The sequence below is a fragment of the Pseudorhodobacter aquimaris genome (assembly GCF_001202025.1).
GTDB classification, from domain to species: Bacteria; Pseudomonadota; Alphaproteobacteria; order Rhodobacterales; family Rhodobacteraceae; genus Pseudorhodobacter; species Pseudorhodobacter aquimaris.
Map to the genome: position 1 here is coordinate 19,366 of NZ_LGHS01000029.1, position 14,898 is coordinate 34,263.

The 14,898-nt window shown below is 57.7% G+C and carries 15 protein-coding genes and 1 tRNA gene; 10 read left to right on the top strand and 6 right to left on the bottom strand.

From position 1 onward, the window contains the following. Positions 1 to 11: 11 nt before the first annotated feature. Entirely contained in the window at positions 12 to 941 is a 930-nt protein-coding gene (gene fabD, locus AKU94_RS03835; protein WP_050526088.1) for an ACP S-malonyltransferase, read from the bottom strand. 238 nt (positions 942 to 1,179) lie between these two features. Here fabD and rpsF point away from each other — a divergent pair, with 238 nt between their 5' ends. From rpsF to rplI, 3 genes are read left to right on the top strand one after another with little or no spacing between them, the layout of a single operon-like run. Beyond that, entirely contained in the window at positions 1,180 to 1,536 is a 357-nt protein-coding gene (rpsF, locus tag AKU94_RS03840; protein WP_050526089.1) for a 30S ribosomal protein S6, read from the top strand. Between the two features lie 27 nt (positions 1,537 to 1,563). Continuing rightward, the gene (rpsR, locus tag AKU94_RS03845) at positions 1,564 to 1,791 is read left to right on the top strand and encodes a 30S ribosomal protein S18 (RefSeq protein ID WP_011747229.1); all 228 of its coding nucleotides are present in this window, start codon (positions 1,564 to 1,566) and stop codon (positions 1,789 to 1,791) included. Between the two features lie 12 nt (positions 1,792 to 1,803). Then, entirely contained in the window at positions 1,804 to 2,391 is a 588-nt protein-coding gene (rplI, locus tag AKU94_RS03850; RefSeq protein ID WP_050526015.1) for a 50S ribosomal protein L9, read from the top strand. Between the two features lie 77 nt (positions 2,392 to 2,468). On the opposite strand, the gene AKU94_RS03855 is transcribed toward rplI, so the two are convergent. The 3 genes from AKU94_RS03855 to AKU94_RS03865 all read right to left on the bottom strand — a co-directional run bounded on the left by AKU94_RS03855 (position 2,469) and on the right by AKU94_RS03865 (position 4,738). Beyond that, a complete protein-coding gene (locus tag AKU94_RS03855; protein ID WP_050526016.1) occupies positions 2,469 to 3,212 on the bottom strand; it encodes a PGN_0703 family putative restriction endonuclease in 744 nt (247 codons plus the stop codon). 82 nt (positions 3,213 to 3,294) lie between these two features. Further along, entirely contained in the window at positions 3,295 to 4,629 is a 1,335-nt protein-coding gene (tig, locus tag AKU94_RS03860) for a trigger factor (protein ID WP_050526017.1), read from the bottom strand. Between the two features lie 24 nt (positions 4,630 to 4,653). Then, positions 4,654 to 4,738 (bottom strand) — tRNA-Leu (locus AKU94_RS03865). 197 nt (positions 4,739 to 4,935) lie between these two features. On the opposite strand from AKU94_RS03865, the gene AKU94_RS03870 reads away from it, so the two are divergent. Next, positions 4,936 to 5,406, top strand: coding sequence for a Hint domain-containing protein (locus AKU94_RS03870; RefSeq protein ID WP_050526018.1), 471 nt, complete (start codon positions 4,936 to 4,938; stop codon positions 5,404 to 5,406). Positions 5,407 to 5,425: 19 nt separating this feature from the next. On the opposite strand, the gene AKU94_RS03875 is transcribed toward AKU94_RS03870, so the two are convergent. Next, on the bottom strand, positions 5,426 to 7,030 hold the full coding sequence (locus AKU94_RS03875) for a bifunctional ADP-dependent NAD(P)H-hydrate dehydratase/NAD(P)H-hydrate epimerase (protein ID WP_050526019.1): 1,605 nt from the start codon (positions 7,028 to 7,030) through the stop codon (positions 5,426 to 5,428). A 178-nt stretch (positions 7,031 to 7,208) separates the two neighbouring features. On the opposite strand from AKU94_RS03875, the gene AKU94_RS03880 reads away from it, so the two are divergent. The 6 genes from AKU94_RS03880 (at position 7,209) to AKU94_RS03905 (ending at position 14,010) form a co-directional block, all read left to right on the top strand. Next, on the top strand, positions 7,209 to 7,547 hold the full coding sequence (locus AKU94_RS03880; protein WP_050526020.1) for a P-II family nitrogen regulator: 339 nt from the start codon (positions 7,209 to 7,211) through the stop codon (positions 7,545 to 7,547). A gap of 31 nt (positions 7,548 to 7,578) precedes the next feature. Beyond that, positions 7,579 to 8,988, top strand: coding sequence for a type I glutamate--ammonia ligase (gene glnA / locus AKU94_RS03885; RefSeq protein WP_050526021.1), 1,410 nt, complete (start codon positions 7,579 to 7,581; stop codon positions 8,986 to 8,988). Positions 8,989 to 9,145: 157 nt separating this feature from the next. Continuing rightward, positions 9,146 to 10,372 (top strand): bifunctional alpha/beta hydrolase/OsmC family protein, encoded by a 1,227-nt coding sequence (locus AKU94_RS03890; protein ID WP_050526022.1) that lies wholly within the window; start codon positions 9,146 to 9,148, stop codon positions 10,370 to 10,372. A gap of 104 nt (positions 10,373 to 10,476) precedes the next feature. After that, positions 10,477 to 11,778, top strand: coding sequence for an adenylosuccinate lyase (gene purB, locus AKU94_RS03895; RefSeq protein ID WP_050526023.1), 1,302 nt, complete (start codon positions 10,477 to 10,479; stop codon positions 11,776 to 11,778). A gap of 120 nt (positions 11,779 to 11,898) precedes the next feature. Then, positions 11,899 to 12,978 carry a flagellar motor switch protein FliG gene (locus tag AKU94_RS03900; RefSeq protein ID WP_083444917.1) on the top strand — a complete coding sequence of 360 codons (1,080 nt, stop codon included), beginning with the start codon at positions 11,899 to 11,901 and terminating at the stop codon, positions 12,976 to 12,978. A 165-nt stretch (positions 12,979 to 13,143) separates the two neighbouring features. After that, positions 13,144 to 14,010 (top strand): lysophospholipid acyltransferase family protein, encoded by an 867-nt coding sequence (locus AKU94_RS03905; protein ID WP_050526024.1) that lies wholly within the window; start codon positions 13,144 to 13,146, stop codon positions 14,008 to 14,010. Positions 14,011 to 14,013: 3 nt separating this feature from the next. Here AKU94_RS03905 and AKU94_RS03910 read toward each other — a convergent pair whose 3' ends face one another. After that, positions 14,014 to 14,715 carry a DUF1223 domain-containing protein gene (locus tag AKU94_RS03910; RefSeq protein WP_050526025.1) on the bottom strand — a complete coding sequence of 234 codons (702 nt, stop codon included), beginning with the start codon at positions 14,713 to 14,715 and terminating at the stop codon, positions 14,014 to 14,016. Between the last annotated feature and the right edge of the window lie 183 nt (positions 14,716 to 14,898).

Below are 14,898 nucleotides of genomic sequence, written 5' to 3' on the forward strand. Positions count from 1 at the left end.
CTGCCTGCCGGTTATGCTTTCAACGGGGTAATGTCGTCGGGCGTGCCGATATTGCGTTGCACTGTGTCGCACTCGATCCGCTTGATCATGCCCGAAAGCGCCTTTCCCGCGCCAACCTCCCAAAATTCGGTCACACCGGCCCGCGCCAGCCATTGCACGGATTCGCGCCAGCGCACCTCACCCGTCACCTGAGCGACCAACAACGCACGCACGCGGTCGGCCTCGGTCACGGCTTCGGCGCGCACATTCACGACCACGGGCACGCTTGGATCGCGGATCACAACGGCGGCCAAAGCCTCGCCCATCACAGCGGCGGCAGGCTCCATCAAGGCGCAGTGAAACGGCGCGCTGACCGGCAGCATCAGCGCACGCTTGGCACCTTTTTCCTTGGCGATCACACAGGCCCGCTCTACCGCGCCCTTATGGCCAGAGATCACCACCTGTGCCGGGTCATTGTCATTGGCAACCTGACAGACCTCATCGCCGGCGGCCTCACCCGCAACGCTGGTCACCGTGTCGTAATCAAGGCCCAGAATCGCCGCCATAGCGCCGACACCGACATGCACCGCCTCTTGCATCGCGGCACCGCGAATCCGCAACAAACGCGCCACGTCGCCCAGATCCATCGATCCCGCCGCACAAAGCGCCGAGTATTCGCCAAGGCTGTGACCCGCCACAAAATCGGCCTGCGCCATGCCCAGACCCTCGGCCTCCAGCGCGGCAAGGGCCGCCATCGATGTTGCCATGATCGCAGGCTGGGCGTTTTGGGTCAGCGTCAGATCATCGATCGCGCCCTCCCAGATCAGTGCCGAGAGCTTCTCGTCCAAAGCATCATCGACCTCTTCAAATACCGCGCGCGCGGCAGGATAGGCCTCGGCCAATGCACGGCCCATGCCGATCGCCTGCGACCCCTGCCCCGGAAATACGAATGCTCTGCTCATACTGCTCTCCAATTTCTTGATACTATCGCAATAGCGCAGCCCCCCGCCCATCGCAATCTTTCCTGTATTCCATCGGTTCCAAACCGCATAAAAGCTTGCCTCGCCCGCCTGCGCCCGCTATACGCGCCTGATCTTGCCGTATCTTTCTTTTGATCCGGTGCAGCCTCTCGTGGTCGGGACGCGGCAAGGTGATGACCCCGGCCTATGAAATGCACCTAGAATAATGAACGGAGACAGCATGCCGCTTTACGAGCATGTCATGATCGCGCGTCAGGATCTTTCCAGCACGCAAGCCGAAGGGCTTATCGAACACTTCTCCACAGTCCTCAGCGACAACGACGGTAAAGTCTTGGAGCATGAGTACTGGGGCGTCAAAACGATGGCCTATAAGATCAACAAGAACCGCAAGGGCCATTTCGCCTTTCTGCGTACGGATGCGCCAGCCGCCGCCGTGCAGGAAATGGAACGCCTGATGCGCCTGCACGATGACGTGATGCGTGTGCTGACCATCAAGGTCGATGCACATCAAGAAGGCCCATCTGTGCAGATGCAAAAGCGTGACGACCGCGACCGCGGCGATCGCCCGCGTCGTTGATCTCAGGCATAGGAAAGGACCATTCAAATGGCGAATAAACCATTCTTCCGTCGCCGCAAGGTCTGCCCCTTCTCGGGCGACAATGCACCAGCGATCGACTATAAAGACACACGTCTTTTGCAGCGCTACATCTCTGAGCGTGGCAAAATCGTGCCATCCCGTATCACTGCCGTCTCGGCGAAAAAGCAGCGTGAACTGGCCCGTGCGATCAAACGCGCCCGCTTTCTCGCCCTGCTGCCCTACGCTGTGAAATAAGGAGACACCAACATGCAAGTGATCCTTCTTCAGCGCGTGGCAAAGCTGGGCCAGATGGGCGACGTTGTGTCCGTCAAGCAAGGCTATGCCCGTAACTTTCTTTTGCCACAGGGCAAAGCCCTGCGCGCAAACGAAAGCAACATCAAATCCTTTGAGGCCCGCAAGGCCCAGCTTGAGGCACAAAACCTCGAGACAAAGGCAGAAGCAGAAGCCATCTTCGAAAAGCTCGACGGCCAGAACTTCGTCATCATCCGCTCCGCCTCTGATGCAGGTGCGCTCTATGGTTCGGTCACCACCCGTGACGCCGCCGATGTCGCAACCGCCGAAGGCTTTACCGTGGATCGTGGTCAGGTTGTCTTGAACAAGCCGATCAAAGATCTGGGCCTGCACACGGTTTCCGTCGTGCTGCACCCCGAAGTGACAGCAAGCATCGTCATGAACGTTGCGCGCTCCACCGAAGAGGCCGAGCTGCAAGCCGCTGGTAAATCCATTCAGGAGCTGGCTGCCGAAGCAGAAGCAGAAGCAGAGTTCGAAATCGCCGAGTTGTTCGACGAAATGGGCGCTGCAAATGAAGACGGCGAGGATATGGGCCGCGACTAAGGCCCCTTCTCCAGAACATCAAACCGCGCAGGGGCTGGCCCTTTGCGCGGTTTTTTTTATGCGCCATCGGGACAGCATTACAGCGGCGCAAATTGATCCCGGACGCGGGCGGCATGATCAGCCAGCGCCATCTTACCCCGCCCCCAAAGCGCCAACATCTCATCCCATGTCATCGCGGCAAAGCCGACCTCATCGCCCTCAACGCTTTCGGAAAACAGCTTCAGATCCGCACGATGTGCCGTGATCAACTGCGGATCTACAGGCTTGCCACTCGCCCATGTCGCAGGCTCGGCATATAGATAGAGCAAAATAGGCCGCAAATTGCGCCGCGCGGCCTCGGTCCGCAACCCGTAAGCATCCTTGACCAGCTCTACGTCATCCAGCGTGGCAAAGCGGCGTGCGCCATTGGCATGTGTGCGGCGCAAACGGGTATAGCCCGCCATATTCTCGCCCCAGACCTTGCGATCAAAGTTCTCGCCAAAATCGCTTTTCTTGGCTGGACGAAATGGCTCATAGCGTTTGCATTCAACGCCGATCAAATAGCGGTCGGTTTCAATCGCCGCATCCAGACAGGTATGTTTGCCACCAGCCCAAGGAAAGCGCATCTCGGCCTCGATCACCACCTCTTTGGCCTTGCCGAGACCGCCGGGCAGCACCGGAAAGGCCTCGGGTCGTTCCAGAAACCAGCCAAACGCATTGACCGACAAGGCAGCGGAGGATTCGGGGCTGTCGAACTTGCCGGATTTCAACCGGTTCCCCGGTGCGGCGCGGAGGGCTTCAAGGATCTTTTCAACCGGAAGATCAGGCAGGAAATCGGGCATATGTCACCTCAATAGGCCAAATAGGAAAAGGGCCGCGCACAATGGCACGGCCCCCAATCTTTCAAAGCATGAAAGCCGAGGCTTACAGCTCGTCCAATGCTTCAACAGCCTTTTGCAGACCGTCCTTATCGACTTCCTTGTCGGAAACATTTGCCCCGGCAACGATGTGATCGACAACTTTATCTTCAAAGATCGGCGCGCGCAGCTGCTGCTGCATCTGCGGATTTTTCTGAACGAATTCAAAGAACTGACGTTCCTGACCGGGGTACTGACGCGCCTGGTTCATAACCGCTTGGGTCATTTCCTGATCGGTCACGGTGATCTCGGCTTTGCGGCCCACTTCGGCCAGCAACAGGCCCAAACGGACGCGACGCTCAGCCAATGTCTTATGCTCGTCGGTGGTCTCGATCTCAGGGTGATCGTGACCCTGAACATCGGGGTTTTCCTCGTGCCACAGCTGATGTGCGATTTGGCCAGCTTCAGCTTCGACCAAGGATGGTGGCAGTTCAAATTTCACAAGCGCGTCCAATTGGTCAAGCAGCGAACGCTTTATCACAGCGCGGGCGGCACCCTGATATTCCATTTCCAGACGCTCAGCGATCTGACCCTTCAGCGCTTCGAGCGACTCGGCGCCGTATTTGGTCGCCAACTCGTCATTCACTTCGGCAGGCTTGGGCTCTTTGACCGCTTTCACGGTGCACTCGAACACGGCCGCTTTGCCAGCAAGATGTGCTGCGCCATATTCATCGGGGAAGGAAACTTCGACCTTGACCTCTTCACCGGCTTTTGCGCCGACGAGTTGCTCTTCAAAGCCGGGAATAAAGGAGTTGGAGCCCAGAACCAGCGGATGATCCTCACCGGCACCACCTTCAAAATACTCCCCGTCAACGGAGCCTTTGAAGTCGATCACAACCTGATCGCCGTCCTTGGCTTTGCTGCCTTTTCTGCGGTCTGCGAAATTTTGGGCTGATTCGGCCAGATTTGCCAACGCCTCTTCGACGGCCGCATCCTCAGCTTTTACCACCAGACGCTCCAGCGTGACCTTGCTTGCGTCAACATCGGGGATCTCCGGCAGGGCTTCATAGGTCATTTCGACCACAACGTCCTGACCTTCTTTCCACTCTTCGCCGTCTTTCATCTTGACGTCGGGCTGCATCGCAGGACGGTCGCCAGAGGCTTCGAAGTGTTCCTTCATCGCGCCATCGACGGCATCTTGAATGGCTTCGCCCATGACGCGCTCACCAAACTGCTTGCGCAGCATCGCCATTGGCACTTTTCCCTTCCGAAAGCCCTTCATTTCGACTTCGGGCTGCGCCTCGAGCAGTTTCTCTTGTACTTTCGCATCAAGTTCTGCCGCGGTCACCGTGATGGTGTAGCCGCGCTTGAGGCCTTCGTTCAGGGTCTCGGTGACCTGCATATAAATCCGTCCTTCTCACATATCTGGTGCGGGTAGAGGGACTTGAACCCCCACGCCTTGCGGCGCCAGAACCTAAATCTGGTGCGTCTGCCAATTTCGCCATACCCGCAAACTCAAAGCGCCCAGCGACCCGTATGGCCGACACGCGCAGTGATTTCCGCGCCCTTCTAGCAAAGGTGCGCGCAGGATGCGAGAGGAAAAGCTGCTCTGAATTAGGAAGATTCAAACCCGAAACTTGACGTTTCCTTAACGCGTTGTTGCCACATTCGGTGTTTGGACAGGGCAGGAAGAAGAGGAGAGATTAATATGACATATCACACCGCTTTATTTGAACCGACATCCGCCCGACTTTCCGAAGGCATTGTCGCAGGGACGACCGTATTGACCCTGAGCGGTGAAAAACGCGTTGAAGCTCTCAAGGTTGGTGATCGTATCATCACCCGCTCAGGGGCGCGCAGCCTGCGTGCGGTGCGCCAAATCGTGTATCCAGCTGTAAACCTTGTATCAATCTCTGCAGCCGCTTTTGGTGTGGAACAGCCTCAGGAAAATATCCTTGTCCTTCCGGATCAAGGCGTATTGATCCGCGGCCAGCGTGCAAAAGCTCTCTGTGGGGTCGCACAGGCCGTTATTGCGGCGCGCGAATTGACGGATGGCGAATTTATCCGCATGGAAACCCATTTCACGGCTTCGGTGTTTGCGCTGGAATTCGATCACCCCGAGGTCATCATCGCCGATGGTATCGAATTGACCTGCACCCCGGCCACAGTCGCCGCGTGATTCGCGCCTTGGGGCGTCCTTATTGAAAGCAGTGCCCTGATCCGGGAGTCGCTGCTGGCCGCGCCTCTAGGGCATGAAATACCTTAGGCAGTACTTCCGGCAAATCCTCTGCAATCAGGCCGGGCCCAAAGTAGTTTGCGCATTCAACATGCAGCCACGCGCCGATGCCGGCCGCCTCAAAAGGCCCCATGCCCCGCGCCAAGAGGCCAGTGACAAGCCCTGCCAGAACATCACCCGATCCCGCTGTCGCCAGCCAGGGCGCCGCCCGGTCGTAACAGGCCGCATTGAGCGCACATCGTCCATCTGGCGCCGCGATCACCGTATCCGGTCCTTTGAACAACACTGTACACCCCGCGCGCGCCGCTGCCTCTTGGCAGGCATCTATTTTGGAAAAGGCCGGGCCTTTTGTTGGCGACGCTGTCAGCCGTGCCGCAATATCGGGAAAGAGCCGCGCAAATTCACCGGCATGCGGCGTCAACACGCAGGCCGGATGAAGCAAGCCGAATAATCGTGGTTCTTGGGCCAGCAAGGTCAGCGCGTCAGCATCCAGCACCATGGGCCGTTGCCCCGTCAAAGCAACCCCCAAAAGGTTCACCTGTACAGGCCCACTGCCCATTCCCGGTCCCAAACATAATGCAGTAATACGTTTGTCCTTTAATATACATTCCAGATCCCTGCCATCCGCGACAGGTTTTACCATAACCGCGTTCAACTGTGCTGCATTTACAAGCAAAGCAGAGGGCGGGCAGCCAAGTGTGACCAACCCCGCCCCCATTCGCAGGGCCGCCCGCGCCGCCAGCCGTGCAGCCCCACCCGAGGCAATGCCACCCGACAGGACAAGCGCATGACCATGGGAAAACTTATGCGCCCGCCCCGACTTCTTGATCTGCTGAAAAATCACAGGATCATCTTGCGGTGATTCGACAAGAACGGTCACAGCAGGGCCGCCCGCCCCTGAAAGCCCAATGTCGACAATCCTCAGCCGCCCACAATGCGCCGGGGCAGCCCCAAGATAATGCCCTCGCTTTGCGCGGTGAAAAGTCACCGTAAGATGCGCCATATAGGTCGCCACATCCGGCACATTACCTTTGATCACGCGACCGGAATCACTGCAACGATCCGAAGGAATATCGATTGCGACAATAGTGGGTCCGGACGCTTTGTCGTCATGACGTCCGCGCTGCATCAACTGCTCCACCGGCTTCAGGCGGGGGGCTTGTCGTGTCAGCCCGGTACCAAAAAGCGCATCGACAACCAAGGCAAGATCATCTCTGTCAAGCGCCGCAGCAAGGGTCTCAGCCAAGAGCAGCTTTCCCGACCACCGGTCAAAATTCACACGCGCATCAGGCGGCAGATTGGCCGGATCGCCATAGAGAAAGACCTCTACCGACCAGCCCGCCTCTTGCAACAGGCGCGCCACAACGAAACCGTCACCGCCATTATTCCCCGGCCCGCACAGCACCACCGCCCGCGCCGGCACGCGCAACGCAGGCCATTCATCATGTATCGCCTGCACCACGCCCCGCCCGGCCCGCTCCATCAGCTCCAATCCGGTTACCGAACCAGAGGCAATAGCGGCCTGTTCAATGGCGCGCATTTGGGCGGAGGTCAGCAATTCGGTCATGTTTTATCCTTTTCGGGTTCATTTCCTGCCCATCAACCAAGCGTATCGCACAAAATTTAGGCGAAGCTGCTGAATGACAGGCTTTTTGGGCCGGCCCAACGGCCCTCTCAATTGTTCCGACGAACAATAGATGGTCAACATGTGTCAGATCAAAAGTTGCCCGCAAAGGATTCGGCCGATGAAGAAAATCGAAGCGATCATCAAGCCCTTCAAGCTCGACGAAGTAAAAGAAGCGCTGCAAGAGGCGGGCATACAAGGGCTTTCCGTCACGGAAGTCAAAGGTTTTGGCCGCCAGAAAGGTCACACCGAACTCTACCGTGGTGCCGAATATGTCGTGGATTTTTTGCCCAAAGTGAAAATTGAGGTCGTATTGCCCGATGATCTGGTCGATGCTGCTGTTGAGGCAATTATCGCCGCCGCCCGCACCGATAAAATTGGCGATGGCAAGATTTTTGTTTCACCGGTTGAGCAGGCAATCCGTATCCGTACCGGCGAAACCGGTGACGACGCGCTTTAAGAACAACGTTACAGTATAAGGAACTGACCATATGAAAACGGTCGCAGATGTGATGCAATTGATGAAGGACGAAGAGGTCGCCTATGTCGACGTTCGTTTCACCGACCCCAAGGGCAAGTTGCAACATGTAACGATGGATGTCGACCTTGTAGATGAGGACTTCTTTGAAGAAGGCTTCATGTTCGACGGCTCCTCCATCGCGGGTTGGAAATCGATTGACCAATCTGACATGAAACTGATCCTTGATCCGAATTCGGTTTATATCGATCCCTTCTATGCCGAGAAAACCCTCTGCGTGCATTGTAACGTGGTCGAGCCGGACACGGGTGAGGCCTATTCGCGCGATCCGCGCGGCACCGCAACCAAAGCCGAAGCCTACCTGAAAGCCTCGGGCATTGGCGACACGTCATACTACGGGCCAGAGGCCGAGTTTTTCCTCTTTGACGATGTGCGCTATTCCGTCACGCCGCAAAAAGTGGCGTTCCAGTTGGATGCAGAAGCTGCATCCTGGAACACCGACGCGGAATTTGAGGGCGGCAACCTTGGCCACCGCGCACCGCATAAGGGCGGTTATTTCCCGGTGAACCCGGTGGATGAGGCCCAGGATATCCGCGGCGAAATGCTGTCCACCATGAAACGTATGGGCATTAAGGTCGACAAGCACCACCATGAGGTCGCGACCTGCCAGCACGAGCTGGGCATGATCTTTGGCGGGCTGGTTGAACAGGCCGACAATATCCAGAAATACAAATATGTGATCCACAATGTGGCCCACGCTTACGGCAAAACGGCGACCTTCATGCCCAAGCCGATGAAGGGCGACAACGGGTCGGGTATGCACGTGAACATGTCGATCTGGAAAGATGGCAAGCCATTGTTCGCAGGCGACAAATATGCCGATCTTTCGCAAGAGGCCCTGTGGTTCATCGGGGGTATCCTCAAGCACGCAAAGTCGCTCAACGCGTTGACCAACCCGTCGACCAACAGCTATAAACGCCTGATCCCCGGCTTTGAGGCCCCTGTTCTGCGTGCCTATTCCGCGCGCAACCGCTCCGGTGCCGTGCGTATTCCATGGACCGAAAGCCCCAAGGCAAAACGCGTCGAGGCACGTTTCCCCGATCCGGCTGCGAACCCCTATCTGGCCTTTGCCGCTCTGTTGATGGCCGGTCTTGACGGCATCAAGAACAAGATCGATCCCGGCCCTGCATCGGACAAGGATCTTTATGACCTGCCCCCAGAAGAGCTGGCCGCAATCCCCACCGTTTGCGGGTCGCTGCGCGAGGCGCTGGAGGCGTTGGAGGCGGATCACGATTATCTCTTGGCCGGTGACGTCTTCACCAAGGATCAGCTGGATGGCTACATGGCCCTGAAATGGGAAGAGGTCTATGCCTATGAGCACACGCCACACCCCGTTGAATACCTGATGTATTATTCCTGCTAAGGCGCAGATATCACACTGAAAATCAGGCCATCCTTCGGGGTGGCCTTTTTATTGGCCAGTGGCGGCAGGGCGCGATTTCATACAAGGATGGTGGCAAAGGGCTTCATCTTCGCAAGAAAACCGCAGATACTTGGCCAAAAGCTAACGGGAGCTCGCCATGACCAGCACGCCATTCGAATTCACCGGAAAAGACGGGCAAAGCCTTGTGGGGCGATTGGAGCGCCCACCCGGCCCTGTTCGCGCCACTGCATTGTTCGCGCATTGCTTTACCTGCGGCAAGGATATCTTTGCGGCCCGCCGTGTCAGTCGACGTTTGGCCGCCATGGGCATCGCCGTGTTACGCTTTGACTTTACCGGATTGGGCCATTCGGATGGGGAGTTCGCCAATTCCGGCTTCTCGGGCAATGTCGAGGATCTGGTCGCCGCGGCACAGGCGCTTTCGGATGCAGGCCTGCCCCCCGGCTTGCTGATCGGGCACAGCTTGGGTGGTGCTGCGGTGATTGCGGCCGCTTCACAGATCCCCTCATCCAAGGCGGTGGCGGTGATTGGCACGCCTGCGGACCCCTCGCATGTGACCCATCACTTTGCCCATGCCGAAGATGATATAGAGACAAATGGCGAGGCGCCCGTAACCCTCGGCGGGCGTGATTTCACCATCTCTCGCAGCTTTTTGCGCGATCTGCGCAGCGCTACGCTTTCCGAGCATCTACACAACTTGCGCCGCGCCCTGCTGATCCTCCACGCCCCCCGTGACGCGATCGTCGGCATTGAAAATGCGTCCTCGCTGTTCATCGCCGCCCGCCATCCCAAAAGTTTTGTCACATTGGACGGCGCCGACCACCTGCTGACCCGCGCCGAGGATGCCGATTATGCCGCCAATACCATCGCCACATGGGCTGAACGCTATCTGGATATGGACCCGCAGGACGACGACAGCGAGACCCCCGAAGGTATCACACGGGTAACAGAGGCTGATCCAAACGGCTTTTTGCAAGATGTGCATCTGGGCCGTCACCACCTCAAGGCAGATGAGCCCGAAGCCTTTGGCGGCACCGACCTTGGTCCATCGCCCTATCAGTATCTCGCCGCCGGTCTGGGGGCCTGCACCGCGATGACCATCCGCATGTATGCCCGACGCAAAGGCTGGGATCTGGTGGGGGTTTCAGTTGATGTATCACATGAAAAACGACACGCAACAGACTGCGATAATTGTGAAAAATCGGCAAAGATCGACACCTTTACCCGTCATATTTCCCTACCGGGCACACTGGACAGCGCACAACGCGATAAGCTGATCGAGATTGCCGATAAATGCCCCGTTCACCGCACATTAGAGGCCAAGGCCGCCATTATCACCATCGAGGTGCCGACCACAGACGGATGAACCCAAAACCTGACGGCGCCGGTCTTGCCCTTGCAGGCCAACACGCCTAAGCAAAGCCCCATTCCTTGCCGCAACTCCCTGCTGCCCCAAGAAAGGCCCTGCCCATGATCCCGCGTTACTCCCGACCTGATATGGTCGCCATCTGGTCACCGGAAACAAAGTTCAAGATATGGTATGAGATCGAGGCCCATGCCTGTGATGCACAGGCCGCACTTGGTGTGATCCCCAAAGAGAACGCCGAGGCCGTCTGGAAGGCGCGCGACGTGACCTTTGATGTGGCCCGCATCGACGAGATCGAAGCCGTCACCAAACATGATGTCATCGCCTTTCTGACCCATCTGGCCGAACATATCGGTTCCGATCAGGCGCGCTTTGTGCATCAGGGCATGACCTCCTCTGACGTGTTGGATACGACGCTGAACGTACAGCTGGTGCGCGCGACCGATCTGCTTTTGGCAGGGATGGACCGGGTGCTGGCCGCGCTGAAATCCCGCGCGCTGGAACATAAGGATACGGTGCGCATCGGTCGCAGCCACGGGATTCACGCAGAACCCACAACCATGGGCCTGACCTTTGCGCGTTTTTATGCCGAGATGGATCGTGGCCGGGCGCGCCTTGCCCTTGCCCGCGCGGAAATTGCCACCGGTGCCGTGTCGGGCGCTGTCGGCACATTTGCCAATATCGACCCTTCGGTTGAGGAGCACGTCTGCCAGATGATGGGCCTGACGCCGGAACCGATCAGCACCCAGGTTATCCCGCGCGACCGCCACGCGATGTTCTTTGCAACCCTCGGCGTCATTGCATCGTCGATCGAGAATATCGCCATCGAGGTGCGCCATATGCAGCGCACCGAGGTGCTTGAGGCCGAAGAGTTCTTCTCCCCCGGTCAAAAGGGCTCCTCTGCGATGCCGCACAAGCGCAATCCGGTCTTGTCGGAAAACCTGACAGGGCTGGCGCGACTGGTCCGGATGTCGGTCATTCCGGCGCTGGAAAATGTGGCGCTTTGGCATGAGCGCGACATCAGCCATTCCAGCGTCGAACGCGCGATTGGCCCCGACACCACGATCACGCTGGATTTCGCGCTGCACCGTCTTGCTGGCCTGATCGAGAAACTGGTGATCTACCCCGACAACATGCTCGCCAACATGAACAAATTCCGCGGCCTCGTGATGAGCCAGCGCGTGCTGCTTGCCCTGACACAAGCAGGTGTATCGCGTGAGGACAGCTACCGTTTGGTGCAGCGCAACGCCATGAAGGTCTGGGAAAAAGGGGCGGATTTCAAAACCGAACTTCTGGCAGACCCCGAAGTGACAGCAGCCCTAATCCCCGCCGAGATCGAGGAGAAATTCGATCTGGGGTATCACACCAAACATGTCGATACGATCTTTGCCCGGGTGTTTGGCTAAAACTTGAAGCGTTAAGTCGGGATACCGGCACAGGACACGGGCTTCACGATGGATATGTGTAAGCCCGTGTTAACTTCGATCTGCCACCTTTGCCTCAAGCAATAGAATATTGAGGGCACTATGGAAAACGGGTCGACAGAACTGGCACAGATTAGCCCGACACAGGCTTTTCCCCCCAACCGTGAACGCCGCGCCGCACGTCGGGCGCTGACCAACCGCGAAAAGGCAGCAGTTATCGTCAGGCTGTTGGTGGCACAGGATGCACCACTTACACTATCTTCTTTGCCCGAACATACTCAGGCCGCCCTTACCGAGCAGATGAGCAAGATGCGGCTGGTCGACCGCGACACCTTGAACGCAGTTGTGATCGAATTCGTGACCGAGTTGGAAGAGGTTGGCCTCTCCTTTCCCGGCGGGATCGAGGGGGCGCTTTCGATCATGGATGGCCATATCTCTACGACTGCCGCCAACAGGCTGCGCCGCCTTGCGGGGGCGTCCTCACGCGCCGACCCTTGGGACCGGATTTCCGCGATGGAGGTCGACCGCCTGCTGCCCGTAATCGCCGAAGAGAGTATCGAGGTTGCGGCCGTCATGCTGTCCAAGCTTGTTGTCCCCAAAGCGGCAGAGCTTTTGGGGCGGCTAGAAGGGGCGCGTGCGCGCCGTGTTGCCTATGCTGTGTCCCAGACGGTCAATGTTGACCCCGAAACCGTGCGCCGCATTGGTCTTTCGCTTGCCGCGCAACTCGAAAACCAGCCCCCCCGCGCCTTTGATACAGGGGCGGTCGAACGTGTCGGGGCCATTTTGAACTTTACCCCACAGCTTGTCCGCGAGGATGTTCTGGCCGGACTGGATCAGGACGATGAAGAATTTGCCATGCAGGTGCGCAAAGCGATTTTTACCTTCTTCCATATCCCTGCCCGCATCAGCCCGCGCGATGTGCCAAAAATCGCACGTGCGCTGGATCAGGATATTTTGATTACCGCGCTGACCTTTGCCGGAACAAAAAAAGATCTGGCCCCCACCTCAGAATTTATTCTGAACAACATGTCGCAACGCATGGCGCAAACGCTTCGCGAGGAAATCGGCGAACGGGGCAAGGTCACCGAAAAGGATGGCGAAGCTGCACAGGGTGAGGTTATTGCCGCCATCCGCAGGTTGGAAAGCGCTGGTGAACTGGCCCTTATTCAGGACGATGAATAGCCCGGCATGGTCCAACACGTGAGGTGTGAACCTCAGGCGGGCACGATCTCCAGACAGGCAAGCGCCCTCATTTCAGGTATCTGCGGCGCTTGTGGTCATAGGTGCAGGGCCTTATGTAGGGCTGCATAAAACCTGCTTGGATCGGCACATGAACTGGACGGCTCCATGACCAAAACCACTGTGAAGAAAAGCCGGACAGAACGGTTTCGCAATCTGTTCATACGCGGATTGATCAACCTTCTACTGGCCTTGCCCTACCGTTGGCGCGTGCCGCTTTGTGGCTGGGTCATGGCTTATATCGTCGGCCCTATCGCAGGGTATGATAAACGGGTGCGCGACAATCTGGCCTTGGTGATGCCCGATCTTCCACAAGCAGAGGTCAGGCGGTTGATGCGCGAGGTGCCGCGTAATGTGGGTCGCACTCTCATCGAGATTTACTCCGGCAAGGAATTTATTGAACGCGCCACCGCCGAGCCGTTGCAGGGTGAGGGTTTGGCCGCATTGGATGAGGCCCATGCAGCCGGTCGGCCCGTCATTCTGGTCACCGGGCATTTTGGCAATTATGACGCGAGCCGCGCCGCCCTGATCGCGCGCGGTTATAATGTTGGCGCGCTCTACCGTCCGATGGGCGATCCCGATTTCAACGCCCATTACGTCAAGGCGATTTCGCGCATTGGCACGCCCGTTTTCCCGCGTGGCCGTGCCGGGCTGGCCGATATGGTGCGCTTCTTACGGGGTGGCGGCATGCTGGGTCTGCTGATGGATCAGAAAATCAGCAGCGGCGAGCCGCTTTCGTTTATGGGGCAACCCGCGATGACGGCCCTTTCGGCGGCAGATCTGGCCCTGAAATATGACGCGCTGGTGGTGCCAACCTATGCCGTGCGCCGTGGCCTCGATTTCGATATTATCATCGAACCCCCGATCCCGCATAGCACCCCGACCGAAATGACCCAAGCCTTGAACGATTCACTGGAAAAACTTGTGCGACAGCACATGGATCAATGGTTCTGGATCCACCGCCGCTGGAAATAAGGCCTAGCGCAAGACATCCGCGCTCAAGATCTCAGCCGGGCCAACGGCTTGCAGGATCACCGCCAAGGGCGCAGCCCCCGGTGCAGCCGCCTCAATCGACAGGGGGCTGGTGCCGTTCCAATCCGTCAGATGTTGCCAGGATTTTACGACATTGTGATAGGTAACCGTCTTGCCTGCATTTTCTCCACGTTCGATAGTGACGGATTCCGAAGGTGAAAACCGCACCAATTGGACATGTATCGGCCCCGCCACACTCAAGACAGGCGCAGATGTGATTAAGACGCGATCTCCCTGACGGTCCAGATGCAGCCCATTGCGCCCCGCCCGCTCCAGCTGGGCCTGAACAGCGGCCTCTACCTCCGCACCGCGATTGCCGATCAGCCTGGCCTGGCCTTGCACCACGACTTGCGGTGTATAAACCATCTTCTCGCGGGCATGTCGCGCATATGCTTTCTGGCGGGCCGTGAACTGAGGGCTGGCAAAGCGGTCCTTCCATCCCAGATAATCCCAATAATCCACATGCAGCGATAGCGCGATTACCCCAGCCCTCGCGTCAATTTCCCCCATAATCGCATCTGCCGGCGGGCAAGACGCACAGCCTTGCGAGGTAAACAGTTCCACCACAACCGCATCTTCACTTTGCGCAAAGGCTGGCGCCGCAAGGGTCAGCAGGGCCGCGCATACGGGTATGAACCTGTTTCTCATTCTTCAACGCCTCACTCTTGGTACAAGCCCATATCTAGCCACATATACCCTATGGGGCCAATCAAGGTTTTGCGAGGCAGCGTTACAAATATGCAAGATTTGCGCTTTGTAACGCTAGGTTAAAAATTGGGGCTGGTTTTCCGGCATACAATTGTATACAAAGGCACGACTCCCTTGTTTTTT

What these genes read in the sequence shown, in the direction of transcription:
- fabD (WP_050526088.1), bottom strand. Translation starts at nt 941, where the DNA reads ATGAGCAGAGCATTCGTATTTCCGGGGCAGGGGTCGCAGGCGATCGGC.
- rpsF (WP_050526089.1), top strand. Translation starts at nt 1,180, where the DNA reads ATGCCGCTTTACGAGCATGTCATGATCGCGCGTCAGGATCTTTCCAGC.
- rpsR (WP_011747229.1), top strand. Translation starts at nt 1,564, where the DNA reads ATGGCGAATAAACCATTCTTCCGTCGCCGCAAGGTCTGCCCCTTCTCG.
- rplI (WP_050526015.1), top strand. Translation starts at nt 1,804, where the DNA reads ATGCAAGTGATCCTTCTTCAGCGCGTGGCAAAGCTGGGCCAGATGGGC.
- AKU94_RS03855 (WP_050526016.1), bottom strand. Translation starts at nt 3,212, where the DNA reads ATGCCCGATTTCCTGCCTGATCTTCCGGTTGAAAAGATCCTTGAAGCC.
- tig (WP_050526017.1), bottom strand. Translation starts at nt 4,629, where the DNA reads ATGCAGGTCACCGAGACCCTGAACGAAGGCCTCAAGCGCGGCTACACC.
- AKU94_RS03870 (WP_050526018.1), top strand. Translation starts at nt 4,936, where the DNA reads ATGACATATCACACCGCTTTATTTGAACCGACATCCGCCCGACTTTCC.
- AKU94_RS03875 (WP_050526019.1), bottom strand. Translation starts at nt 7,030, where the DNA reads ATGACCGAATTGCTGACCTCCGCCCAAATGCGCGCCATTGAACAGGCC.
- AKU94_RS03880 (WP_050526020.1), top strand. Translation starts at nt 7,209, where the DNA reads ATGAAGAAAATCGAAGCGATCATCAAGCCCTTCAAGCTCGACGAAGTA.
- glnA (WP_050526021.1), top strand. Translation starts at nt 7,579, where the DNA reads ATGAAAACGGTCGCAGATGTGATGCAATTGATGAAGGACGAAGAGGTC.
- AKU94_RS03890 (WP_050526022.1), top strand. Translation starts at nt 9,146, where the DNA reads ATGACCAGCACGCCATTCGAATTCACCGGAAAAGACGGGCAAAGCCTT.
- purB (WP_050526023.1), top strand. Translation starts at nt 10,477, where the DNA reads ATGATCCCGCGTTACTCCCGACCTGATATGGTCGCCATCTGGTCACCG.
- AKU94_RS03900 (WP_083444917.1), top strand. Translation starts at nt 11,899, where the DNA reads ATGGAAAACGGGTCGACAGAACTGGCACAGATTAGCCCGACACAGGCT.
- AKU94_RS03905 (WP_050526024.1), top strand. Translation starts at nt 13,144, where the DNA reads ATGACCAAAACCACTGTGAAGAAAAGCCGGACAGAACGGTTTCGCAAT.
- AKU94_RS03910 (WP_050526025.1), bottom strand. Translation starts at nt 14,715, where the DNA reads ATGAGAAACAGGTTCATACCCGTATGCGCGGCCCTGCTGACCCTTGCG.